The organism is Acinetobacter sp. CFCC 10889, from assembly GCF_003268395.1.
GTDB lineage: Bacteria > Pseudomonadota > Gammaproteobacteria > Pseudomonadales > Moraxellaceae > Acinetobacter.
The window spans coordinates 1-22,769 of sequence record NZ_LQXQ01000054.1; the positions used below are offsets into that span (position 1 = coordinate 1).

General features: G+C 36.8%; 24 protein-coding genes and 1 CRISPR repeat array. Of the genes, 14 read left to right on the top strand and 10 right to left on the bottom strand.

Annotation, left to right across the window (positions count from 1 at the left end; genetic code table 11):
- Positions 1 to 49: 49 nt before the first annotated feature.
- A CRISPR array of direct repeats spans positions 50 to 437; the repeat unit is 28 nt; unit sequence TTTCTAAGCTGCCTATATGGCAGTGAAC.
- A gap of 220 nt (positions 438 to 657) precedes the next feature.
- The 8 genes from AVJ19_RS16605 to AVJ19_RS16640 all read left to right on the top strand — a co-directional run bounded on the left by AVJ19_RS16605 (position 658) and on the right by AVJ19_RS16640 (position 7,669).
- Entirely contained in the window at positions 658 to 1,452 is a 795-nt protein-coding gene (locus tag AVJ19_RS16605) for a HesA/MoeB/ThiF family protein (protein WP_171334238.1), read from the top strand.
- 52 nt (positions 1,453 to 1,504) lie between these two features.
- Positions 1,505 to 2,803: an ABC1 kinase family protein gene (locus tag AVJ19_RS16610; protein WP_111860751.1), complete on the top strand. Its 1,299-nt coding sequence runs from the start codon at positions 1,505 to 1,507 to the stop codon at positions 2,801 to 2,803.
- Positions 2,804 to 2,982: 179 nt separating this feature from the next.
- Complete coding sequence (gene folB / locus AVJ19_RS16615) at positions 2,983 to 3,363, top strand: dihydroneopterin aldolase (RefSeq protein WP_111860752.1); 381 nt, start codon at positions 2,983 to 2,985, stop codon at positions 3,361 to 3,363.
- A complete protein-coding gene (locus AVJ19_RS16620) occupies positions 3,320 to 3,757 on the top strand; it encodes a 2-amino-4-hydroxy-6-hydroxymethyldihydropteridine diphosphokinase (protein WP_111860753.1) in 438 nt (145 codons plus the stop codon). Before folB ends, AVJ19_RS16620 begins: the two co-directional genes overlap by 44 nt.
- Positions 3,758 to 4,069: 312 nt before the next feature.
- The gene (locus AVJ19_RS22270) at positions 4,070 to 4,246 is read left to right on the top strand and encodes a hypothetical protein (protein WP_171334235.1); all 177 of its coding nucleotides are present in this window, start codon (positions 4,070 to 4,072) and stop codon (positions 4,244 to 4,246) included.
- 279 nt (positions 4,247 to 4,525) lie between these two features.
- Positions 4,526 to 5,845, top strand: a complete 1,320-nt coding sequence (locus tag AVJ19_RS16630; protein ID WP_111860755.1) for an NCS2 family permease — start codon at positions 4,526 to 4,528, stop codon at positions 5,843 to 5,845.
- Between the two features lie 93 nt (positions 5,846 to 5,938).
- The gene (locus tag AVJ19_RS16635; protein ID WP_111860756.1) at positions 5,939 to 6,940 is read left to right on the top strand and encodes an adenosine deaminase; all 1,002 of its coding nucleotides are present in this window, start codon (positions 5,939 to 5,941) and stop codon (positions 6,938 to 6,940) included.
- A 126-nt stretch (positions 6,941 to 7,066) separates the two neighbouring features.
- Entirely contained in the window at positions 7,067 to 7,669 is a 603-nt protein-coding gene (locus AVJ19_RS16640; RefSeq protein WP_111860757.1) for a hypothetical protein, read from the top strand.
- Positions 7,670 to 7,696: 27 nt separating this feature from the next.
- On the opposite strand, the gene AVJ19_RS16645 is transcribed toward AVJ19_RS16640, so the two are convergent.
- A complete protein-coding gene (locus AVJ19_RS16645; RefSeq protein ID WP_111860758.1) occupies positions 7,697 to 8,251 on the bottom strand; it encodes a cytochrome b in 555 nt (184 codons plus the stop codon).
- 237 nt (positions 8,252 to 8,488) lie between these two features.
- Between AVJ19_RS16645 and AVJ19_RS16650 the strand changes: the two genes are divergently transcribed.
- Together AVJ19_RS16650 and rnhB are read left to right on the top strand one after the other, a co-directional pair.
- Positions 8,489 to 8,872: a hypothetical protein gene (locus tag AVJ19_RS16650; RefSeq protein WP_111860759.1), complete on the top strand. Its 384-nt coding sequence runs from the start codon at positions 8,489 to 8,491 to the stop codon at positions 8,870 to 8,872.
- Between the two features lie 62 nt (positions 8,873 to 8,934).
- The gene (gene rnhB, locus AVJ19_RS16655; RefSeq protein WP_111860760.1) at positions 8,935 to 9,507 is read left to right on the top strand and encodes a ribonuclease HII; all 573 of its coding nucleotides are present in this window, start codon (positions 8,935 to 8,937) and stop codon (positions 9,505 to 9,507) included.
- Between the two features lie 88 nt (positions 9,508 to 9,595).
- On the opposite strand, the gene csrA is transcribed toward rnhB, so the two are convergent.
- The 3 genes from csrA to alaS form a co-directional block, all read right to left on the bottom strand.
- Positions 9,596 to 9,859 (bottom strand): carbon storage regulator CsrA, encoded by a 264-nt coding sequence (gene csrA, locus AVJ19_RS16660; RefSeq protein ID WP_111860761.1) that lies wholly within the window; start codon positions 9,857 to 9,859, stop codon positions 9,596 to 9,598.
- A 231-nt stretch (positions 9,860 to 10,090) separates the two neighbouring features.
- Positions 10,091 to 11,371: an aspartate kinase gene (locus AVJ19_RS16665; protein ID WP_111860762.1), complete on the bottom strand. Its 1,281-nt coding sequence runs from the start codon at positions 11,369 to 11,371 to the stop codon at positions 10,091 to 10,093.
- Positions 11,372 to 11,783: 412 nt separating this feature from the next.
- On the bottom strand, positions 11,784 to 14,477 hold the full coding sequence (alaS, locus tag AVJ19_RS16670; protein ID WP_171334236.1) for an alanine--tRNA ligase: 2,694 nt from the start codon (positions 14,475 to 14,477) through the stop codon (positions 11,784 to 11,786).
- Positions 14,478 to 14,888: 411 nt separating this feature from the next.
- Between alaS and fadI the strand changes: the two genes are divergently transcribed.
- Positions 14,889 to 16,193, top strand: coding sequence for an acetyl-CoA C-acyltransferase FadI (gene fadI / locus AVJ19_RS16675; RefSeq protein WP_111860764.1), 1,305 nt, complete (start codon positions 14,889 to 14,891; stop codon positions 16,191 to 16,193).
- Between the two features lie 105 nt (positions 16,194 to 16,298).
- Here the strand turns inward: fadI and AVJ19_RS16680 are convergent, their stop codons facing one another.
- Positions 16,299 to 17,105 carry a hypothetical protein gene (locus tag AVJ19_RS16680; protein ID WP_111860765.1) on the bottom strand — a complete coding sequence of 269 codons (807 nt, stop codon included), beginning with the start codon at positions 17,103 to 17,105 and terminating at the stop codon, positions 16,299 to 16,301.
- A 144-nt stretch (positions 17,106 to 17,249) separates the two neighbouring features.
- Between AVJ19_RS16680 and AVJ19_RS16685 the strand changes: the two genes are divergently transcribed.
- Both AVJ19_RS16685 and AVJ19_RS16690 read left to right on the top strand, forming a co-directional pair.
- Positions 17,250 to 18,275, top strand: coding sequence for a type I glyceraldehyde-3-phosphate dehydrogenase (locus AVJ19_RS16685; RefSeq protein WP_111860766.1), 1,026 nt, complete (start codon positions 17,250 to 17,252; stop codon positions 18,273 to 18,275).
- A gap of 49 nt (positions 18,276 to 18,324) precedes the next feature.
- Positions 18,325 to 18,624, top strand: coding sequence for a hypothetical protein (locus AVJ19_RS16690; RefSeq protein WP_111860767.1), 300 nt, complete (start codon positions 18,325 to 18,327; stop codon positions 18,622 to 18,624).
- Positions 18,625 to 18,696: 72 nt separating this feature from the next.
- Here AVJ19_RS16690 and AVJ19_RS16695 read toward each other — a convergent pair whose 3' ends face one another.
- From AVJ19_RS16695 to AVJ19_RS16705, 3 genes are all read right to left on the bottom strand, one after another.
- A complete protein-coding gene (locus tag AVJ19_RS16695; RefSeq protein ID WP_111860768.1) occupies positions 18,697 to 19,122 on the bottom strand; it encodes a hypothetical protein in 426 nt (141 codons plus the stop codon).
- Positions 19,123 to 19,444: 322 nt separating this feature from the next.
- Complete coding sequence (locus AVJ19_RS16700) at positions 19,445 to 19,744, bottom strand: AzlD family protein (protein ID WP_111860769.1); 300 nt, start codon at positions 19,742 to 19,744, stop codon at positions 19,445 to 19,447.
- Positions 19,741 to 20,487, bottom strand: a complete 747-nt coding sequence (locus tag AVJ19_RS16705; protein ID WP_111860770.1) for an AzlC family ABC transporter permease — start codon at positions 20,485 to 20,487, stop codon at positions 19,741 to 19,743. Before AVJ19_RS16705 ends, AVJ19_RS16700 begins: the two co-directional genes overlap by 4 nt.
- Before the next feature lie 170 nt (positions 20,488 to 20,657).
- On the opposite strand from AVJ19_RS16705, the gene AVJ19_RS16710 reads away from it, so the two are divergent.
- Complete coding sequence (locus AVJ19_RS16710) at positions 20,658 to 21,113, top strand: Lrp/AsnC family transcriptional regulator (RefSeq protein ID WP_111860773.1); 456 nt, start codon at positions 20,658 to 20,660, stop codon at positions 21,111 to 21,113.
- 30 nt (positions 21,114 to 21,143) lie between these two features.
- On the opposite strand, the gene AVJ19_RS16715 is transcribed toward AVJ19_RS16710, so the two are convergent.
- Positions 21,144 to 21,902, bottom strand: a complete 759-nt coding sequence (locus tag AVJ19_RS16715; protein ID WP_111860771.1) for a hypothetical protein — start codon at positions 21,900 to 21,902, stop codon at positions 21,144 to 21,146.
- A gap of 129 nt (positions 21,903 to 22,031) precedes the next feature.
- The gene (locus tag AVJ19_RS16720; RefSeq protein WP_111860772.1) at positions 22,032 to 22,589 is read right to left on the bottom strand and encodes an RNA 2'-phosphotransferase; all 558 of its coding nucleotides are present in this window, start codon (positions 22,587 to 22,589) and stop codon (positions 22,032 to 22,034) included.
- Positions 22,590 to 22,769: the final 180 nt, after the last annotated feature.

Below are 22,769 nucleotides of genomic sequence, written 5' to 3' on the forward strand. Positions count from 1 at the left end.
CCTATATGGCAGTGAACGCGTTTAATCGTGTTAAGGCAGCAGTTAAGGTTTTCTAAGCTGCCTATATGGCAGTGAACAGGCTTATTTCGAGTCACTTAATCTAGGTTATTTTCTAAGCTGCCTATATGGCAGTGAACCCATTTCTTTTTTTGTAAACCATGTTTCGCCATTTCTAAGCTGCCTATATGGCAGTGAACTAGCGGAAGTTATCAAGATGTTTAGTTTAACATTTCTAAGCTGCCTATATGGCAGTGAACTGCCTAGAATCTTGAGAATAGGAATCTGTGATTTTCTAAGCTGCCTATATGGCAGTGAACCTTTATAGCCAGTTAAGCCAATAGCAATATACTTTCTAAGCTGCCTATATGGCAGTGAACGCCGAGTCTTAATCCGAATTTAAGAGATTTTTTTTCTAAGCTGCCTATATGGCAGTGAACAGTAATTTTAAGCAATAAAACTTCAAAATAACAGAGGGATAGGCTGAAAAACCATAAAATACCCAAAGTTTTTTACTGTTTTATAACTTATTGATTTTATTAGGCTGTTAAAGAGTGTGAAAATTTTGGGGTAAAAAACAACAATTGTCAAAACACTTCTGCACATATTTTAAAAAATTTACCTATAATCAAAGATCGCGCAATTTCGGATAGATTCATGATGCAAAATGACGACTTAACAACAGATTTAGAGCTAAATGAGTCCGAAATGCAGCTCTATTCACGTCAGATTTTACTTGATGGTTGGGACTTAGAAGCCCAAGAAAAACTAAAACTGGCAAATGTTTTGATTGTAGGCTGTGGTGGAATCGGTTGTACCACAGCAGAATTACTTGCACGGGCAGGTGTAGGAAAAATCACGCTGATTGATGCGGATACTATCGAGATCAGCAATTTACAACGACAAATTGCCTATACAGAACAAGATATTGGTTTTTATAAGGCAGACATACTCGCTAAACGATTAAGAAACATTAACCCATTGATTCATGTCGAGAGTTTGGTTGAGAAATTAGATGAAAAAAATGCACAATATTTAATTGCCCAACAAGATTTGGTTTTGGATGGTTGTGATAATTTCACAACACGCTATTTGGTTAATCAAGTCTGTACACAAAATAATGTTGCGCTCATCAGCGCTTCAGCAATAGGTTTTCAAGGGCAATTGTTTATGGTAGCAGGGCAGTCTGCATGTTATGAATGTCTATTTCCCAAAGAGCAACATAATAATGAAAGCTTACGCTGTGCTGACTCAGGCGTACTCGCAACAACACCGAATGTAATGGCGAGCTTACAAGCACATCATGCATTATTATATTTGGGTTTAAATACGATGGCTTTAAAACAAAAGTTGTTACTTTGGGATGGTTTAACAATGAAACAACGAATTTTAGCCTTTGAAAAAGATCAAGATTGTGCAAACTGTCAGGCAAGCCATACTACAAATCCAATTTAATTTGCTAAACTGAGCTTAATTTATTTCTACGATTTGCTCGTATTTAGACCTTATGAAAAACAATATTTTTTTAGATGGACTGCGCTCCGTTGCCCGTGTGGGTGAAACGGCAGTGATTGCAGCAAAGGCAGGCATTAAATATGCCACTGAAAAACCAAGTAATGCCAAATTGATGCGTGAAACTTTTGAGTCTTTAGGTTCAACTTATATCAAGCTCGGTCAATTTATTGCCAGTACACCTTCGCTTTTTCCACGTGAATACGTTGAGGAATTTCAAGGTTGCTTAGACCAAACACCATATTTACCATTTAGTTATGTACAAGGTGTTTTAGAGCAAGAATTTGCAGGGCGAGATTTGTCAGAGATTTTTGCATCAATTGAAGAAACTCCATTAGCTTCGGCTTCGATTGCCCAAGTCCACGCAGCAAAACTGGTTTCAGGTGAAGATGTTGTTATTAAAGTACAAAAACCGGGTGTAGAAACTATTTTATATACCGATTTAAATGTACTGCATTGGGCAACGAAATTGCTTGAAAAAGCTGTGCCAAAAGTAAAATTTGCTTCACTGGCAGATATTGTCGATGAGATCAAAACCCGTATGGTACGTGAAGTTGATTTTATTGAAGAAGCAAAAAATTTAGATGATTTTGTGAATTATTTAAATGTCTCACAAAACCAAGCTGCAACTGCACCCAAAGTTTATCATCAATACTCAACTCGCCGTGTACTGACGATGCAGCGTTTATATGGCGTGCCATTGACTGATTTTGATGTGGTGAAAAAAGTTGCTAAAGATCCATCACAAGTCTTGATCACTGCCATGAACACATGGTTTGGTAGTTTAATGTTGTGTGAAAGTTTTCATGCAGACTTACACGCTGGTAATCTGATGCTACTTGAAGATGGTCGTGTGGGTTTTATTGACTTTGGTATCGTGGGTCAATTAAATCCAACTGTGTGGACAGCATGTATGGCATTTATGGATGCATTACAACGTACTGACTACACTGCCATGGCGGAAAACATGCTAAATATGGGGATGACCGATAAGCAAATAGATACGAAGACATTAGCCAATGATTTAGAGCGACTATTTAGTGGTGTGCTTTTGGCAGATCCACAGCAAATCATGACCTCGAATCCTTCTGATCTCAATGACATTATGCTTGATATGGTGGCAGTCGGTGAGCGTCATGGTATCCGTTTCCCACGTGATTTTGCTTTGCTCTTTAAACAAATGTTGTATTTTGATCGCTTCATGCGAATTTTAGCACCATATACTGATATTTATGCAGATCAACGTTTGCAAATGGTACAAAATCTTGATCCTGCAACATTGTTAAAACAGTGATTTTCTAGTTAAATTTATAGATTAAGCCATCCTTTCCAACTTAAATTTCTTTCTTGCATCACATTTTAAAGCAGTGCTTAAAATTTGATTCAGGAAGGGGCTTTTTTATATTATAAATTAGAGAGTTGGAAAGACCTCCTTTATAAAGGAGGATTTAGGGGGATTCTAAGGAAACATTCATGGACGCAATTATCATTGAAGGTTTAAAAGTCGATACTGTGGTCGGATGCTTTAATTGGGAGCGTCAAATCATTCAACCACTGATGTTGGATTTGACCATACAGACCAATTTGGAAAAAGCCTCAAATTCGGATGAATTAGTAGATACGCTTAATTACGCAGAAATCTGTGAAATTTCAGCCAAAGTGATTCAGGATGCTGCCCCAAAATTAATCGAACACGCTGCGAAACTGGTGTTGAATGCACTTTTTACTACCTTTCCCGCAATTGAATCTATTATGATTAGCATCCGTAAGCCTGCAATCATCCCGCAAGCAAATTCTGTAGGAATTCGTCTTGAACGACACCGCAACGATTTTTGCCCTCGCACTGGCGAGTAATCATCAGCCACAACAACATTTTAAAGATGCTTTTGCACAGATTGCAGATTTGGGTGAAGTGACTTTTTCCAATATTTATTTGATTCCTTGCCGAGATCAGATCGGTGAGGATTATTGGAATGCAGCATGTTTATTGCGTAGCCATTTGTCTGTTGCACAGATGACTGCATTGCTTAAAAAAATGGAAACTGATTCTGGGCGAGTACGCCCATCACATCATATTTCTTTGGATATTGATTTGATTGCGTGGGGACAGGATTTAAAGCACATGCATTTTAATCCTAAGAAATTACCTTTGGCTTTAGATGTGAAAATCCCAATGTTTGATCTTTGGCAGTATGACATGTTTGTTCATCCTGCACACACATTTCCACAAATGCATTATTTAAACTAATTTCTTTCTATTTAAATTTTTTAAGTTTGTTCTATTGCTATTTTTAATCATAATTAAACAATAATAATTTAGTTTAATTTATCTTTATGTATTTAAAAATATTATTTTAATATGTTGTGTTTTGTGTGGATTAAATTGTTGTTTTAATGCTATTATTTTATTAAGTTTTTACTTTAAATACATTTGGCTAATATATAGAAAGAATATTATTTGAGCATATAATAAAATATTCTTTAGTAAATTTAAATAAATGCAAAATATGTCACAGTTTTGGTGTTAAAATAGATGAAATTCTCGATAAATAAGAACCTTATGGTTAAGATCATCACACTATTTTCGATTACTGCAATCCTTCTTGTTGGATATTGGGCGTATATTGATAGTAATAAGCGTAAAGAACAGAATATGTTGCAGCTGATTCAAGAAGCCAATAAAACCATTTTAACTGTAGAAAATAATCCTCATAATAATATGGCATTAACAAAGTAATCTTCAAATTATCGGATGGGATTGGGGATTTTTAAAAAATAAATAAACAATATGATATAATTTGCCAATCGTATTGAGATCAAGAACAGGTTGCTCTTCAAGTAATCCTGAAAATGTATAAAAAGCTGCATTTTTGCAGCTTTTTTAGTTCAAAATCTTACTCATCTCTGTCATTTTCGTTGTAAATGAACAGTGTTATGCAAGTTTTTTTGATAATGCTGATTTAATTTATACGCAAAAGTTATCAACACATAGCTCAATTTTCTTAGGGGCTCAATAATGACGACTCCAAATCCTTCTGCGGGTTTGCTTGAACGCTTATTTAAACTCAGTGAGAACAAAACTACGTTCAGAACTGAAATTCTTGCAGGTGTAACCACATTTTTAACGATGTGTTACATCATCATTGTGAACCCATTAATTCTCTCTGAAACAGGGATGGATCATGGGGCTGTATTTGTGGCAACTTGTTTAGCTGCGGCGATAGGCTGTCTTGTGATGGGTATCGTTGCAAATTATCCAATCGCACTTGCACCAGGTATGGGCTTAAATGCTTATTTTACTTATTCGGTGTGTATTGGTATGGGGGTACCTTGGCAAACAGCTTTAGCAGCAGTATTTATGTCAGGTCTGATCTTCATTGCGATCAGTATGTTTAAAATCCGTGAAGCAATTGTGAATGCGATCCCGATGTCATTAAAGTTTGCGATTGGTGGTGGGATCGGTTTATTCCTTGCCTTGGTTGCATTAAAAAATGCGGGAATTATTGTGGATAATCAGGCAACTTTGGTTGGTTTGGGTGATTTAAAACAACCAACTGTATTGTTGGCTTTATTCGGCTTTTTCCTTGTAGTTGTCATGCATCATTTTAAAGTGCGTGGTGCGATCATCATTAGTATTTTAGTGATTACTGCATTATCTACAGTATTAGGTTATAACGAATTTAAAGGTGTAGTCGGTTCGATTCCATCTATTGCACCAACATTCATGCAAATGGATTTTGAAGGTCTATTTACTGCTAGTTTAATTGGTGTCATTTTCGTATTTTTCCTTGTCGATTTGTTTGACTCAACAGGGACATTGGTTGGTGTGTCACATCGTGCGGGCTTACTGAAAGATGGTAAATTACCACGTTTGAAAAAGGCGTTATTTGCTGACTCTACTGCGATTGTAGCAGGTGCTGCATTAGGTACTTCATCAACAACACCTTATATCGAATCTTCGGCAGGTGTTGCAGCAGGCGGGCGTACAGGTTTGACAGCGGTTGTGGTGGGTTTGTTATTCATTGCATGTTTATTCCTTGCACCTTTAGCACAGTCAGTTCCTGGTTTTGCAACAGCACCAGCCTTGTTATTTGTTGGTGTTTTGATGATTCAAGGTATTACTAATATTGAATGGGATGACATTACAGAGGCTGTTCCTGCATTTTTAACTATCGTATTTATGCCGTTTACGTATTCAATTGCAGATGGTATTGCGATGGGCTTTATTAGCTATGCATTGGTGAAATTATTCACAGGTAAAGCTGCAACTGTACCGTATATGGTATGGATTATTGCAGTACTTTGGGTGATTAAATTTGTTGCCTTTGGTGGTTAATTTTCTGTATTAGGAAAAGGGTGTAAACTCAGTTTGCACCCTTTTTTATTTTGAAATGAATGTAAATATTATTTGGAAATTTGAGGATACAACATGAATAGAAATGAACTCATACGTGCTTTGCCAAAGGCAGAATTGCATGTGCATATTGAAGGAACGTTTGAGCCTGAACTCATGTTTGCAATTGCTCAACGTAACCAGATTGATATTCCTTATAAATCTGTTGAAGAAGTTAAACAAGCTTATAACTTTCATAATTTACAATCATTTTTAGATATTTATTATGCAGGTGCGGCTGTACTGATTCATGAGCAAGATTTTTATGATTTGGCTTGGGCATATTTTGAAAAATGTGCAGAGGATCATGTGGTACATACTGAAATGTTCTTTGACCCTCAAACTCATACAGATCGTGGTGTAGCATTTGCAACAGTGATCAATGGTTTGCAACGAGCTTGTGATGATGCTCGTGAAAAATTAAACATTAGTTCACATTTAATCATGTGTTTCTTACGGCATTTGACTGAAGAAGCGGCATTTGAAACTTTAGCACAGGCGTTGCCTTATAAAGATCAAATTATTGGCGTGGGATTGGACTCAAGTGAAGTGGGGCATCCACCTGAAAAATTTGAGCGTGTTTTTACCAAAGCTCGTGAAGCAGGCTTTTTGATCGTGGCACATGCGGGTGAAGAAGGTCCTGCGGAGTATGTATGGCAAGCTTTGGATCTCTTAAAAGTAAATCGTATCGATCATGGGGTACGTTCTGAAGAAGATCCGAAACTACTTGAACGTTTAATTGCTGAAAAAATGCCTTTAACGGTGTGTCCGCTGAGTAATTTAAAATTATGTGTTGTTGATGATATGGCTCAACATAACATTCAGCGTTTGTTACAGCAGGGTGTGCATGTGACCGTAAATTCAGATGATCCATCATATTTTGGGGGTTATATGAATGATAATTTCTTTGCGATTGCAGAGGCTTTGGATTTAAGTCATGCAGAATTGAAACAGCTTGCACAAAACTCATTTGAAGCGTCTTTTATTTCAGCTGCTGAAAAGCAAAAATGGTCTGAGCAAATTGTTGCATTAAATTGATTGTAGAAATTGTAGAATAGGATAAAGCAATATGCTGTTATTGCTTTATCCATTTGATGCTCAAACTGATTTGATGGATAAAATAAAAGCTTTTAAATTAAATCTGATAATATCAAAATTTAAACAATGAAATTTCTCTATATTTATCTCGTGATTCATCTGTTATGTTTTGGCATATTATTGGCGACGCATGGCGCTTTTCTACAGCCGTATTTATCACAATTAAATCAAAAAGAATATACAGAGTTGCTGCATCAACGTATAACTCAAATTGCACTGGCAGAGCATTTTAAAACGACACAATGTCAATCAGATCAAAAAGCCTTAATTGTTGCAACAGCTTCAAATATATTCGCTATTCTTCCTGAGAAGTCTTCGGTTTTTCATACAGATCAACAAACTGTGATGGATGTTGAGATTCGGGAAATTGGTGATGATGAAAATTATACCCGTGCAAAAGCACAATATTATGCAGATATTTTAAATCAAAACTTGCAAAATTTTAAATTGAAACATCCTGTATGTGTGGAAACTCTGGCACATTTCCCTAAAAATTTAGCTGCACAAAGCCATCAAATTGAATATTTTAATTTAACTTTAACACAAGAACAGAAAATCCCCATGCAAAAAGAAGGCTTAGTGAAAGCCTTCTTGATTGATTTTATTTTTGCACCTGTGATTTTGATTGTAGGGCTATTTTTAAAAATAGTGGGTTTTAGTATTCCCTAAAACCATATTGTTTTCATTTGCATATAGTTAGTCATGCTGACGAGTCATACTTTTTAACACATTATCTTTGTCAATGAAGTGATGCTTTAACGCTGCACCAATATGACCGATGAGCAATAAACCTGCTGCCCAAGAAATATAAATATGTAAAGGTTTTACAATTGCAGTCAAGTCAGGATTATCTTGTACAAGTTTTGGAATTTCAAAGAGATATAATACAGGTACAGGATGTCCAGCACTCCAACTAAACAAACAGCCTGTAATTGGCAGTGCCAACAGCATAAAGTACAAACCTAGATGACCTAAATGCGCCATTTTTTTCATGCTTGGCGACATGCTATCTGGTAGTTCAGGTGCAGGGTGGGTATAACGCCAAAAAATACGGATGATAACTAAAAAGATTAAAACAGAAGCAATATTCTTATGTAGGGTAATCACATTGCCTTTAAAGCTACCATCGACCTCATAGCTTAAAAAATTACCACTGTAAAAACCAATGATATAGGCAACAATAAAAATAATCGCCATCAGCCAATGTAGCCACTGAGCTGTTCTCGTGTAATATTTTGATTTTTGTGACATTGGATGATGTTCCATACATTTGTTTAAAAACATCATATTCATTTTTTAAGTAAAGATCAGCGTTAAAAATTCAACGAATTGTTTTGTATTTGCAACGCTCAATGAAAATAAAGTTGAAATGGTTTGAAAATAGCCTAAATTGCTTAAAATTACATTTTTACCGAAAATTAGAGGTTTAAACTAAATGTGACTTTCGGCACAATACGCACACTAAATTTTCATAACAAGGAAAATATTGTGAAAAAATTGATTGCAGTTCTTGCACCATTGGCTTTGGTTTTGACCGCTTGTGCATCACCATCGGGCACAACAGGTGGCACATCAACTGCACCGACAGCACAACAATTAGGTACAGCAGCAATGAAAATTGCAATTAATGCAAAATGTACAACGGAATTGAATAATTTACCAGCATGGCAGACTGCGACTAAGTTAATGACGGCTGAGCAAAAAACCAATGTTCAAGGTGAAATTTGTGGCTGTGTCAGTGAAAAAGCACCACAAAGCGTAACAGCTGTAGACTTGGCAACAGCTGCCATTGATCCAAATGCACGTGCAACGATTGTATCTAATGCTGTGACTAAAACCATCAATGCTTGTGTAACAGAAGCTGTAAAATAATTTGTGTTACAATATACAGAGGCTGACTGGTTCAGCCTCTTTTTTTATTGGGTGAAAACAAAATGTTAATTGCTGGTGTAGATGAAGCAGGTAGAGGACCTTTGGTTGGATCAGTCGTAGCTGCAGCTGTGATTTTAGATCCAAATAATCCGATTGAAGGTTTAAATGACTCTAAAAAACTCACTGAAAAAAAACGTGAAAAGTTATTTAAAGAAATTCAAGAAAAAGCCTTGGCTTGGGCGATTGCAGAAGCATCGCATACCGAGATTGATGAGCTGAATATCTTACAGGCTTCTTTACTTGCAATGCGCCGTGCTGTAGAAGCCTTAAAACTTGTACCTGAGCATGTGCGTGTTGATGGTAATAAAGTACCACAAGGTTTGCTCATGAGTTGTGACGCAGTAGTGGGTGGGGATGCATTGCATGCTGAAATCAGTGCGGCGAGTATTCTTGCAAAAGTAACACGCGATCGTGAAATGATTGAGCTTGATGAACAATATCCACAATATGGATTTGCTAAACATAAGGGCTATCCGACCAAAGCACATTTTGCAGCGATTGAAGAACATGGTGTGATTGATCAGCATCGCAGAAGCTATGCACCTGTCAAAAAAGCATTAAAATTAATTGAATAATCATGTAAAAAGAGATGTATTTTTCTTTGTTTTAAAAAATTTAAAGCGGCTTCGAGAGCCGCTTTATACTTTCCCAATCTATAATAACTTAACGATTAAAGTTGTCATTATTTTGTTGGGCATAATTATCTTCTTCAAATGAAGGTTGATAATCTTGATCAATATGTTGCAGATGTTCGTGCATAGCGCGTTCATGTTGAATACGCTGATAAATTTCTTCACGATGGACAGAAACCTCTTTTGGTGCATTTACACCAATACGCACTTGATTACCTTTGACACCAAGCACAGTTACACTGACTTGATCCCCAATCATTAAAGTTTCTCCGACACGACGGGTCAGAATCAGCATGTTTATCTCCTTGCAAAACGCTAAACCTGCAATGAATTTCTTTAGAAAGCAACCTCGAAAACAGAGAGCATTTTAACAGAATAATGTGATCAAGTTTTCACTTTAAATCACTCTGGCGAAATTTTTTTACAACCTCAGCACTTAATATAACAGAGCCACTATAAAAAACTATAGTGGCTCTATCATTTTCTAGGTCAAAATTGCCAATAATTGGTTAATTTTGATCAAATTTTAAGCACGTGTGCTAGATTCGCCATGTTCACGATCTAAGCCAAATGCTGTATGTAATGTACGAACAGCAAGTTCTAAATAATTTTCTTCAATGATCACTGAAATTTTGATTTCAGAAGTTGAAATCATCAAGATATTGATACCTTCATCAGCAAGTGCAGTAAACATTTTGCTTGCAACGCCTGCGTGTGAACGCATGCCTACACCTACGATTGATACTTTGACGATGTCATCACGTGTTGCAACTTCACGTGCATTAATCGCTTTAGCAGTATCTTCTAAAATGGCTTTAGCTTTTTTCAATTCGCCACGGTTGACCGTAAATGTAAAGTCGGTTGTACCATCTTCTTCAACGTTTTGGATAATCATATCCACTTCAACATTTGCAGCACCAATCGGTGACAAAATTTTAGAAGCGATTCCTGGTTCATCAGGAACACCAAGAATTGTTAATTTTGCTTCGTCACGGTTAAATGCGATACCTGAAATAATAGGATTTTCCATGTTGTCTTCCGCTTCAGTGGTGATTAGTGTTCCGACGTTTTTCTTAAATTCTTCGTCGAATGCGCCATCATCGTCATTATCAAAACTTGATAATACGCGTAAAGGCACTTGGTATTTTCCTGCAAATTCAACAGAACGAATTTGAAGAACTTTAGAACCAAGTGATGCCATTTCAAGCATTTCTTCGAAAGAAATGCGATCAACTTTTTTCGCTTTTGGAGCGACACGTGGGTCAGTGGTATATACACCATCCACATCTGTATAAATTTGACATTCGTCTGCTTTGAGTGCAGCAGCAAGCGCAACACCTGATGTATCTGAGCCACCACGACCAAGTGTTGTGGTATTTCCTTCAGCATCAAAGCCTTGGAAACCTGCAACGACAATCACACGACCTGCATCAAGATGATTGGTCATAACATCTGTATCAATAGATTCGATACGTGCTTTGGTGAAAGCGCTGTCCGTTTTAATGCCGACCTGACGACCTGTAAGTGATTTTGCTTCAACACCAATCGAGTTGAGTGCCATAGACAACATTGCAATCGTTACCTGTTCACCTGTAGACACCATTTGGTCCAGTTCACGTGGATCAGGGGTTTCGGTAATGGCTTTCGCTAAAGCAAGCAGGCGATTGGTTTCGCCACTCATTGCTGATACAACCACAACCACTTTGTGACCATGATCATGCCAACGCTTTACACGACGAGCAACATTTAAAATGCGCTCAGGAGTACCCATTGAAGTACCGCCATATTTTTGAACGATTAGTGCCATAACTATCCTTACCAAGTAAATAAGTCAAATGACTTAACACTTACACATATTTGAAGCCGAAAATAAACAAACTTCAAAATACCACGTCGTACGCAAACTTCAGTGAAAATAAAAGCTGAAGTTTCTACGGATACAGAGTGTTGAAAAGGTGGGTGAAATGTCACTTCACCTTTTTAACGCCATTATTTTCATCCTGCGAATGGCTATGAATTCAAAAAAGAATCCGAGTTTTACAGGTTGTTTTTATGTTGATTTGATTATAAACAAATTTGATTACAATCTTTTGATCGACATAGTAAAAAGGTCAAATTTATATTTCAAATATCTTTAAAAAGCATTTTCAGCCTTTTGTTCGGCTTTGCATTGCAAGAGCAGACACAAAGCCTTGATGAATAATGAAATATTAAATCGATTATTTTTCTGCAATCCAAGTTGTTAAATTGGTCATTACAGTTGCTAATTGATCACTATACGGTGCGCCACCTTGAGCCATGTCAGGTTTACCACCACCTTTACCACCCAGCTCTGTCGCTAAGTGTTTGATGATGTCACCCGCTTTTAGATTTGCAGTGAATTCTTTTGCTACAGAAGCAATCAAACTGACTTTATCAGCATCCACACCAGCAATCACAATAATCGCATTGTCAAGTTTAGACTTCACACCATCATGTAAATTACGTAATGCTTTGGCATCTGTATTTTCTACAGTGGTAATTAAAGTTTTACGACCTGCAAGTTCTTGTACCTGACTTAGAAGTTCACCAGCTTGGAAGTTTGCAAGTTTTTGATTCAGTTGCTCAATTTGCTTTTGTAAGCTTGATGCATTGGCAGCTAAATGTTCAACTTTTTCTACAGTTTGGTCTTTTTGCGCTTTTAACAAATCATTGATGTGAACAATGTCTGCATCCACTTTTTGTACAGTTTCAAGTGCTTTCGTGCCTGTAACCGCTTCGATACGACGTACACCCGCAGCAACACCACCTTCAGAAGTGATTTTGAATAGACCGATATCACCTGTACGTTTTACATGGATACCACCACACAATTCGATCGAGAAGTTTTTCTCATCTTTTGTTGTACCCATAGAAAGTACACGTACTTCATCGCCATACTTTTCACCGAACAGCATCATTGCGCCTTTTTCTTTGGCAGCATCGATGTCTAAAAGTTCAGTAGAAACCGCAGTATTGGCAATCACTTCAGCATTGACAATACGTTCAATTTGTTGAATTTGAGCAAATGTCACAGGTTGGTCATTGGCAAAGTCAAAACGTAAAATGTCAGATGCAACCAAAGAACCTTTTTGTTGTACATGTTCGCCAAGCACTTGACGTAACGCTGCATGTAGAAGGTGAGTCGCAGAGTGGTTGCGTGCAGTTGCTTCACGGATATCTGCTTTGACAATCGCTTCAACTGCTTGAGTTGCTTTTAAGCTACCCATGGTTACGATACCTTGATGGACAAATGCACCACCCGATTTTTTAGTATCTTGAACTTCGAAAATACCTGTATCGTTTTTGAAAATACCTGTATCACCGATCTGACCACCGCTTTCTGCATAGAAAGGTGTTTGGTTCAATACGATGAGGGCTTCGTCACCTTCAACAACTTCATCAACCTGTTCGCCATCTTTGTAGATTGCAACAATCTGACCTTGACCTTGAGTTGCATCGTAGCCATCAAACTGAGTTTCGCCATCTACTTTGACAATAGAGTTGTAATCAACAGCGAATTTACCTGCATCACGGGCACGTTGACGTTGAGCAGCCATTTCAATTTCAAAACCAGCTTCATCAATGGTTAAATCACGTTCACGTGCAATATCAGCGGTTAAATCTGTTGGGAAACCATAGGTATCATAAAGTTTAAATACTGTTTCACCCGCAATCACATTACCTTTTAAGTTCGCCAATTCACCTTCAAGCAATTTCAAACCTTGCTCTAAGGTTTTTGCAAACTGTTCTTCTTCACGGATCAATGCAGTTTCAATCACTTGACGGCGTTCAGCAAGCTCAGGATAGGCTTCGCCCATCACGTCGATCAAAGGTTGCAACATTTTGTAGAAGAATGTACCAGTTGCGCCCATTTTATTACCATGACGTACAGCACGACGGATAATACGACGCAGTACATAACCACGACCTTCATTTGAAGGATTCACACCATCCGCAATCAGGAAGCAGCAAGAACGTGCATGGTCCGCGACCACTTTAAGTGAAGCAGGGTATTCAACAGGTTTGCCTGATTCTTTTGCAGCAGCTTCTACTTCAGACGTATCTACACCGATAATTTCAGCAGCAGATTTCAATAAGTGTTGGAATAGATCTGTTTCGTAGTTTGAGTTTACATGTTGTAAAACCGCAGAAATACGCTCTAAGCCCATACCTGTATCGACAGAAGGGGCAGGAAGATTATGCAATACACCATCCGCAGTACGGTTGAACTGCATGAATACGTTGTTCCAGATTTCAATGAAACGGTCGCCATCTTCTTCAGGTGAGCCAGGTAAGCCACCCCAGATGTGATCACCGTGGTCAAAGAAAATTTCTGAACATGGGCCACAAGGACCTGTGTCACCCATTGCCCAGAAGTTGTCTGATGCGTATTTTTCACCTTTGTTATCACCAATACGGATGATACGGCTTGCATCTAAACCAATTTCTTTGTTCCAAATGTCAAATGCTTCATCATCGGTATGATAAACAGTGGCATAGAGTTTATCTTTTGGTAATGCTAACCATTCTTCGCCAGTCAAAAAGTCCCAAGCGAAACGGATTGCATCATGTTTGAAGTAATCACCAAAAGAGAAGTTACCCAACATTTCAAAGAAGGTATGGTGACGTGCGGTATAACCGACATTGTCTAAGTCGTTGTGTTTACCACCAGCACGAACACATTTCTGTGAAGTGGTTGCGCGTACATAGTCACGTTTTTCAAGACCTAAGAAACAGTCTTTGAATTGGTTCATCCCTGCATTGGTGAACAGCAGAGTAGGGTCGTTGGCGGGTACAAGTGAACTCGACGCGACACGTGTATGTCCTTGCGATTCAAAGTAACGCAAAAATGCTTCACGTATTTCAGCAGTTGTCATAAAACGAGTACTCACAACCAAGTCACTCCATAATTTTCTATTGGCTAAAAGTGTGTAACTCAGTCTGATTGAAATGCTCAGTTAACACACGGGCTTAAATTTTTAAAACGCCAAAGTATAACGGAAAAACACCATTGTACCAATGGCTTTCAGGTGAATTGATGGTTTTTATCTACATGAAGTTGAATTTTTAAAATCCTCTTGATTTGTTGAAATCGTGATGCATCAAGTTGATATTATTGAGTATCCTATTTAAGGATGAACTCACGATCACCTTGAGTATATTTGGAGAGTTTAATTTTTATTCCTTATTACGATGCACATAAATATCAGCCAGAATTGTCAGTTCAGCCATTGTTGAATAAACACACTGCACTTTACTCTCGGTTATCGTCATTTTGATTAAAATAATTTTAAGGAACAAAAGTGAACAGTAAAGTAGAGTTATCTAATAAGCATGGACGCATTGCCATTGTGGATGCGGTGCGTACTCCATTTGCCCGTATTGCAACACACTATAAAGATTTGAATGCGATTGATTTAGGCGTAATGGTGGTCAATGAGCTGATCAAACGCAATAATTTAAATAAAGATGACATCGACCAATTGGTTTTTGGCATGACCGTGATGATTCCAGAAGCGCCATTTATTGCCCGTGAGATTGCTTTACAGGCAGGCTTGGAAAATGTTGATGCTTATAGTATTACTCGGGCATGTGCGACCAGTTTTCAAACCATCACCAGTGCGGCTGAAACGATCTTGGCGGGCAATGCGGACATTATTATTGCAGGTGGAACAGATTCGACCAGTAGTGTGCGTTTACCCATGTCTGCAAAATTTTCTTCAACATTGCGTGATGTCAATTTTGCCAAAACGCTGAAAGATCGTTTGAAATTACTGTCCGCATTACGTCCGAGTGATATTTTGCCACAACAACCGTCGATTACAGAATATTCCACCCATGAAACCATGGGGCAAAGTTGTGAACAAATGGTGAAAAAATGGGGCATCAGCCGTAGTGAGCAAGATGATCTTGCATTTAAATCACACTTTAATGCGGACAATGCGTGGAAACAAGGCTACTTAGATCAGCAAGTGCTGACAGCAACATTGAGTTCAGGAAAAACCCTAAAAGAAGATAACCTTGTCCGCCAAAATCCGAAACGTGAAGCTTATGACAAATTAAAACCTGTCTTTGATCTTTCGGGCAAAGGTACAGTGACAGCAGGTAATGCAAGCCCGTTGACGGATGGTGCTTCGGCTGTTTTGTTGATGAGTGAAGACAAAGCCAAAGCTTTAGGTTTTGAACCGATTGGTTATATTCGTTCTTATGCCTTTGCTGCGAAAACACCTAAAGAAGATTTGTTGATGGGACCTGTATTGGCAGCGCCAATTGCATTGGAACGAGCAGGGATTCCACTTGCTGAAATGACACTGATTGATATGCATGAGGCTTTTGCAGGTCAGGTCTTGTGTAATATTAAAGGTTTAGCTTCAGACAGTTATGCCAAGACAGTATTAAACCGTTCGCATGCGGTGGGTGAGGTGAATTTCGATCTTCTCAATGTCAATGGTGGCTCAGTCGCTTATGGTCATCCATTTGGGGCAACGGGCGGGCGTGTGATTGGTCAGACTGTGCATGAGTTGAAACGTCGTGGCGGTGGTGTGGCTTTAACTACGGCATGTGCTGCGGGTGGTATCGGTGCTGCGATGGTGTTGGAAGTCGATTAACACTTCAAATTGAATTTACGCAGATTGTTGATAATAGAACGGATGCTAATCCGTTCTGTTGTCGTAATAGAAAAAATTTAAATCAGAAATTTTCACTTTATTATTTTATTCATCTTTCAAATCATCCGAATACAACAATTGTGTTCTGTCGATTTGATAAGACTCACCATTAAATTTTAACAATTGTTGCTGTGTTTGATTGACTCGTTTGGTTTTACATTTTTCGTCGGTATCGACAGACTTTTTAGTTTGTTTGAGTAAAATATTTTGTAATTGATGATTCTGAGTATTTTGCAGAATAAAAATACTTTTTATTTCATCACTAGTACTTTCATCACAACCATGCGTAGGTCGCCAGCTCGATTGGATTTGAGTATTTAAATTTTTTAAAACCCATTGAATTTTATTGTTTTTGACAGAAGATTGATTGTAAATAATACGGAATAAATTGAATTTATCTAAGTCATAGCTGTGCTCACCGATATTGTAGAGATGAGTTTTTAATCCAATGATCTTTTCATTATTGATGTTTGAATAAGGTGTACGATCAAATTTGATTGATGAAAATTTACCATTCGCTTCCGAAATAAACTGAGGATGTTGATAGTGCATCAATAGTCTTTGCTTGTTCATGTCAATTAAATCAAGATTCATTTGATAAACATCTTGTTTTGTTTCAATTATATTGGCTGTTGCAATGAGTATGTGTGAATCATTGAGTTGAATGCAATCAGCGCGATTTTCAATTTCCTCATGTTTTATCGTTAGATCGGATAAGAGATGGAATTTTTGAATAAGCTTTAAGCTTTGTTGCATATCGCAAGAAATATAAATTGGTTTTGCATGAAGTGTAGGGCTTGAGAAAATGATAGAAGCTAAGAAAAGATATAAGACTTGTTTTAAATTCACCATTTTAAAATTCTCAATTTTATCAAAAGTTGCTGTATTGTTTTTAAGTTGAATATTTCTAATTCATTTTGACAAATATCCTCCCTAAAGCCAAGAAATCCGATAACATAAGCATGAAATCCCTTGTTTCAACTTTAAGGATCAACGATGCAACGTGTGGCGATTAACGGATTTGGGCGAATTGGACGAAACGTACTCCGAGCTTGGTTTGAAAATCCAAAACCATTCCATTTTGAAATCGTAGCGATCAATGATGTTGCAGATGTTGAAACCTTAGTCCATCTATTTAAATACGATACAACCCATGGTCGTTTTGATGGTGCTGTAAATATTGAAGAAGAAAATAACAAGATTTATTTATGTATCGACGCACGTCAAACCAAACTTCGTGTTCAAATTTTAAGACAGCCGAAACCTGAATTATTGCCGTGGCAAGATTTAAGTGTAGACATCGTGCTTGAATGTACAGGTCTTTTCCGTTCTCGTGAAGCTGCAACTCAACATATTCTAGCTGGCGCTAAACGTGTCATTATCGGTGCTGCACCATTTGACACAGTGGATGCTGCGATTGTTTATGGTGTCAATCACCATGATGTGAAAGCAACGGATCAAATTATTTCCAGTGTGTCATGTACCACACAAGCTTTAGTACCTTTAGTAAAAATTATTGATGATACCTTTGGGATTGATACGGCTTTAATGACCGAAATTCATGCGGTGACCGCCGATCAATCTGTTTTAGATCATGCACATCGGGATTTGCGTCGTGCTCGAGCTTCTGGTCAAAATATTATTCCGACCACATCTTCGGCTTTAGGCGCTTTAAAACAAGTGATGCCAAAAATGGATGGGCGGATTGATGGTTTTTCGATTCGTGTTCCCACCATTAATGTTGCTGCGATTGATTTAACTTTTATTTCAAAATCACCCGTTACAGCACATCTGATCAATCAGACACTGATTAAAGCTGCAAAGTATGATTATGCTGAAATCATGTCTGTTACGGATGAGCCTTTGGTGTCGAGTGATTTTAATCATTCACCTTATTCTTTGGTGGTGGATTTAACCCAAACTATGGTGGTCGGTCATCAGGCAAAAGTTTTTGCTTGGTATGACAATGAATGGGGTTATGCGAACCGTTTGTTGGATTTATGTGAGTCTTTTTATTTTTAAATAAAGATTTCGAGCTTTTTAAAATAACTAAAAAATTAAGGGGGAATGTATGAGTATTTTTTTAATTAGTATGGGGTTGGCATTTTTAGCGATCCTTGTATTGTTATGGCAAGTGATTAGTTTAAAGAAACAAGCGATTCAAACTGAACAAGTATTGGCTGAACAAGAAAAGCGTTTGATTCATCATGAGGAGCATTTAGCTAAAACTTTGAAAATTATGCATGATTTAGCCAATAATGTGCATGGTCAAAGTGAGTTGCTCGAGCAAACCACCAGTAAAGTGAAAAATTTGGAAGGGCAAAGTAGTGAATTAGTACAATTATTAAAGCAAAATTTTTTAAGCAGATAATATATCTCAAGTAAATTTTTAAAGGCTATTGTGTATTTAGAAATAGCCTTTAATTATTTTTAAATTTTTGATTTAAAATGTATTTTCAGGTATTAGGCGAATCTTCTTTTGTTTAAAACAACTCTGTATGCTTTTATGTGTACCGCTAATTCGATTTCGATCTGTATTAAAGTCGAAGCCTAAAAAGTGAGTACAATCTTTGACCATTGCTAAATCTCGTTCTAGATTTGTTGAATAAAAGCCATTAAAGTTCCAATCAGACACATAGGTTTTAAATAGGTCAGGGCTATAACGGGGGCGATTTCCTAAATGGTAAATACTCACATTTGATGATCTACATTTGAGCCATTCCATCGCTAAGGTATCAACACCTCGAAAATCGCCTAAGATGAAGTTTGTATCATTTTGATCTATGTACTGCTCAAGTACAGGTTGATAATATTTGGAAAAATCTTCAAAAGATAAATTTCCATTACCAAAAATAAAAATAGTTTGCATTTTTTTTACTCTCTTTTAAGTAGTATTAAAAAGGTATTAGTGATCAAAGACTCACTTCATTTATATGCTTATTTGAAAATAAAAACATTTTTAAGTTATTTATTAATAACATTATTTTAATGTGATTTAATTTTCATATCTAATATTTTAAAATGATGAGTTTTAGATATAAGGGGTTAGTTTTTCAAACCATTTATATAGTGTCATTATGACACATAATTTTATTTTGTAGCAAATGAAATTTAATTTATATATTAAAATAATGAGAGTTGGGTAGCCTGATTTAAATCTACCCATTTACAGAACTATAATATGTCAGTGATTAGACCAAAATCAGTCGCAAAAGTGCGGCTGAAAACATACTGATGATAACTGTAGGCAATAATGAAAAGCGAGATGCAGCAAGTAAAGTAATGACAATTGCGATCAGATCAGAAGGATTGTCGCGTACAAAATAAGGTGCAATCACAGAGATCAGTACGCAACCAGGTACAACTTCCATAATTTTACGTTGTTTATTGCTCAATGTTTTATTTTTCAATAATATATACCCTAAAATACGGGTCAAATAGGTTGTTGCAGCAATAAATAAAATGGCAATCAATGTTGCTGAATGAATCATTCATCATCTCCTACCAAAAAGAAAGCGGAAGTGATGCCGCTGATTGCGCCAACAGGAATATACCAACTAGAAGGCAAAAAGTGATACGCCAATGCTGCTGCAACTAAACTGACTAACCATGGACGAGCCGCACGCATTCCTTTCCACATTCCTCGTAACAAGACTAAAAACACCGCAGGAAATGCCATATCGAAACCAAAACGGCTAATATCACCCAGCATTGGACCGATCCATGCTCCTAAAGCCGTAAACCCAATCCACATCACATATAAGGCAAAACAAAGACCTGCATAAAACATCAAACTAAAAGCATGTTGTATTGCCACACTCGTTTGCTTTTTTTGTGCATCAGCCAAGCCCAAAGCCCAACTTTCATCACACATAAAAAATAGTGCTGAAAATGCTGTTTTATTGGGTAAATGGCGTAAATAAGGAACTAAGCTTGCGCCCATTAACAAATGTCGACTATTAATCAAAAAAGTAATGAACATCAACATGATAATATTAGGTGGATTGGTCCAAACCTCCAAAATGGCAAATTCAGAGCCGCCTGCGAAATTTAAACCTGTGAGTAAAGGCACTTCGAGAACAGAAAACCCTTTTTGTGTTGCTTGCGCACCTAATACTAAGGCAAATGGAATAATACCAAGTAAGAGTGGAATTGAGACTTTGAGACCACGTAAAAACTCCTGAAAATCAGGTGAATAACTCAATGTTTTCGATGTATTTTTGAACGTGAACATGACAATGACTCAAATAAGACTAAACAGAGAAAATTCTGAATATGCTATTTTATGCTGATAAATGTAGAATTTTTCGCTAAATTGTCTAAAATATTTTTAAATATTGAAATAATTAACTGAGAAAAATAAAATATTGACAATAATATTCTAAAAAGTGAAATTTAATGAAACTGGATGCGATTGATCGAAGAATTTTGCAAGCTTTGCAACAAGATGGAAAATTACAAAATAATGAGTTGGCTGAACGGATTGGATTATCTGCATCACCGTGTTTACGCCGTGTGAAACAGCTTGAAGATGCGGGTGTAATTCATCACTATGCAGCGTTGATCGACCCACAAAAAGTCGATTTGGGTTTAACAGTTTTTGCACGAATCTGGCTCAAAGGTCAGGATGAAAAAACGGTTAACCATTTTATTGATGCTGTGATGGATATTCCTGAAATTATTGAATGTCAACTCATGGCAGGGGATTGTGATTTCTTTTTACGCATTGTGGTTGCAGATCTAGATGCATATCGTAAATTTCAAATTCAACGTTTAAATAAAATTTCGGGCATTCAAAATGTCAAAACTGAAATACCATTGCAGAAAATTAAATTCACCACAGCTTTACCATTGGGATAAATAGCCTAAGTGATTTTTTTAAACTTCAATTTATACCTGATGTTGCGATGTAAGGGATGAATGAGATTTTACTTGTGTAAAATAATGGGCAAGCAGTACTTTTCGCATTCGGAAAAATAAAAATAAACTTGGAAAATAGATCAGTAAAAAATAAGCATATACCGCCCACTGTTGTTTTTTATAAAAATTAATATGCTGTTGTTTTGTATAATGAAAATTTGGTGTTTTTAGTTCAAAAATAATAGGTTCATGCTGGTAGGGTAAAATTCGTCGTGTACTTAAACTGATATTTACGATTTGCCCAAATTGTTCGGTATAAGGACATTTTTTGCGGCTAATTAAATCACAAATGACAGGCGTGGATTGCTGCTGAGTGAAAACAACGGTTTGTATGGGTTGCTTATGGTTGGGTAGACGAGCTTCGTCTAAATCTAAAAAGCCCTTGCTTAAAGTTTGGCTATACTGCGCTTGACTGTCAACATTATACCAAATCGCTTCAACTTTTTTATTCACAACCAAAGGTAAAATAGCGAGAAAAATCACCGCAATCCAAAAGTGCAATTTTAGATTTTGAAAGCGAATATCACTTTCAGTATTATTGACATGTTGATAATCAAAATAATGAATCAAACTTGATGCAAAACAGCATACACACAGGGAAATAGTCGTTTCAATTTTAAAACTTTGTAGAATATCAATAGACCATACCAATATGATCGCAAGTGTGCAGTAGCCGAAAACAAAACGCACAAAGGGTAGGGTGAAAAAAGAACTTTTTTGAATGGGCATGTGGATATTATTCATCAATTTTTTAGATGGAATTTAAGCTTTAAATATTATTTTACTTATAAATGATTGGTTTAATATTGTCGAGTGAATGTGATTTTTAGGCTGTATATTGGGTGCATTTAAAGTCGATTACTCTAATAATGTTAAGTATTGCACAGGCACATGTTCTGTTAACCACACCCCATTTTCAGCTTGATAAAATAGCTGACCATCTGTATGCATTTGTTTGGTATTAACCAATAAGATCATAACTTTGCCATGTCGTTGTCCAACTTTTTTGGCAGTGGTGAGATCTGCTGATAGATGTACATGATGTCGATCACCTGCAATCAAGCCTTGGTCTAAAATACTGTCAATAAAACGTGAGGCTGTACCATGATAAAGCAGATCAGGTGGAGTGATGGCTGGATATTCACGTTGTACTTGCGAACTAGAGTGTCCCTGTACAGCACGAATTTTGCTGTGATCTTCAGACAATTGAAAACGTTGTTTATTATTACTCAATACCAATTCGACTAATTCATTCAATTTAAGTGGATTTTTATGTTTGATCATTTGTTGAAGTAAAATATTCACGTCTGTCCAACCCTCTGCATCAAGTTGTATGCCGATACTTTCGGGTTTATGGCGTAGAACAAGACTGAGAAATTTGCTGGTTTGGATTTGTTGTTTTTCATTTAATTTCATTAGTTTACTCTTTATTTGGTTTTCTTTTAATGCATTCTACATAAAAAATAATGCTGTAAAATTTTAGCTTTTATCGCTAAAAAAGCAATATTTAATCTGATGGTAGAGCTTGGTTATTAATATTTGTAACATTTCAATACGGGAAAAATATTATAAATTTTAACAATAATGGTGGTGTAT

Coding starts and splice junctions, on each gene's coding strand:
- AVJ19_RS16605 (WP_171334238.1), top strand. CDS start 658: ATGCAAAATGACGACTTAACAACAGATTTAGAGCTAAATGAGTCCGAA.
- AVJ19_RS16610 (WP_111860751.1), top strand. CDS start 1,505: ATGAAAAACAATATTTTTTTAGATGGACTGCGCTCCGTTGCCCGTGTG.
- folB (WP_111860752.1), top strand. CDS start 2,983: ATGGACGCAATTATCATTGAAGGTTTAAAAGTCGATACTGTGGTCGGA.
- AVJ19_RS22270 (WP_171334235.1), top strand. CDS start 4,070: ATGGTTAAGATCATCACACTATTTTCGATTACTGCAATCCTTCTTGTT.
- AVJ19_RS16630 (WP_111860755.1), top strand. CDS start 4,526: ATGACGACTCCAAATCCTTCTGCGGGTTTGCTTGAACGCTTATTTAAA.
- AVJ19_RS16635 (WP_111860756.1), top strand. CDS start 5,939: ATGAATAGAAATGAACTCATACGTGCTTTGCCAAAGGCAGAATTGCAT.
- AVJ19_RS16640 (WP_111860757.1), top strand. CDS start 7,067: ATGAAATTTCTCTATATTTATCTCGTGATTCATCTGTTATGTTTTGGC.
- AVJ19_RS16645 (WP_111860758.1), bottom strand. CDS start 8,251: ATGTCACAAAAATCAAAATATTACACGAGAACAGCTCAGTGGCTACAT.
- rnhB (WP_111860760.1), top strand. CDS start 8,935: ATGTTAATTGCTGGTGTAGATGAAGCAGGTAGAGGACCTTTGGTTGGA.
- csrA (WP_111860761.1), bottom strand. CDS start 9,859: ATGCTGATTCTGACCCGTCGTGTCGGAGAAACTTTAATGATTGGGGAT.
- AVJ19_RS16665 (WP_111860762.1), bottom strand. CDS start 11,371: ATGGCACTAATCGTTCAAAAATATGGCGGTACTTCAATGGGTACTCCT.
- AVJ19_RS16680 (WP_111860765.1), bottom strand. CDS start 17,105: ATGGTGAATTTAAAACAAGTCTTATATCTTTTCTTAGCTTCTATCATT.
- AVJ19_RS16685 (WP_111860766.1), top strand. CDS start 17,250: ATGCAACGTGTGGCGATTAACGGATTTGGGCGAATTGGACGAAACGTA.
- AVJ19_RS16690 (WP_111860767.1), top strand. CDS start 18,325: ATGAGTATTTTTTTAATTAGTATGGGGTTGGCATTTTTAGCGATCCTT.
- AVJ19_RS16695 (WP_111860768.1), bottom strand. CDS start 19,122: ATGCAAACTATTTTTATTTTTGGTAATGGAAATTTATCTTTTGAAGAT.
- AVJ19_RS16700 (WP_111860769.1), bottom strand. CDS start 19,744: ATGATTCATTCAGCAACATTGATTGCCATTTTATTTATTGCTGCAACA.
- AVJ19_RS16705 (WP_111860770.1), bottom strand. CDS start 20,487: ATGTTCACGTTCAAAAATACATCGAAAACATTGAGTTATTCACCTGAT.
- AVJ19_RS16715 (WP_111860771.1), bottom strand. CDS start 21,902: ATGCCCATTCAAAAAAGTTCTTTTTTCACCCTACCCTTTGTGCGTTTT.
- AVJ19_RS16720 (WP_111860772.1), bottom strand. CDS start 22,589: ATGAAATTAAATGAAAAACAACAAATCCAAACCAGCAAATTTCTCAGT.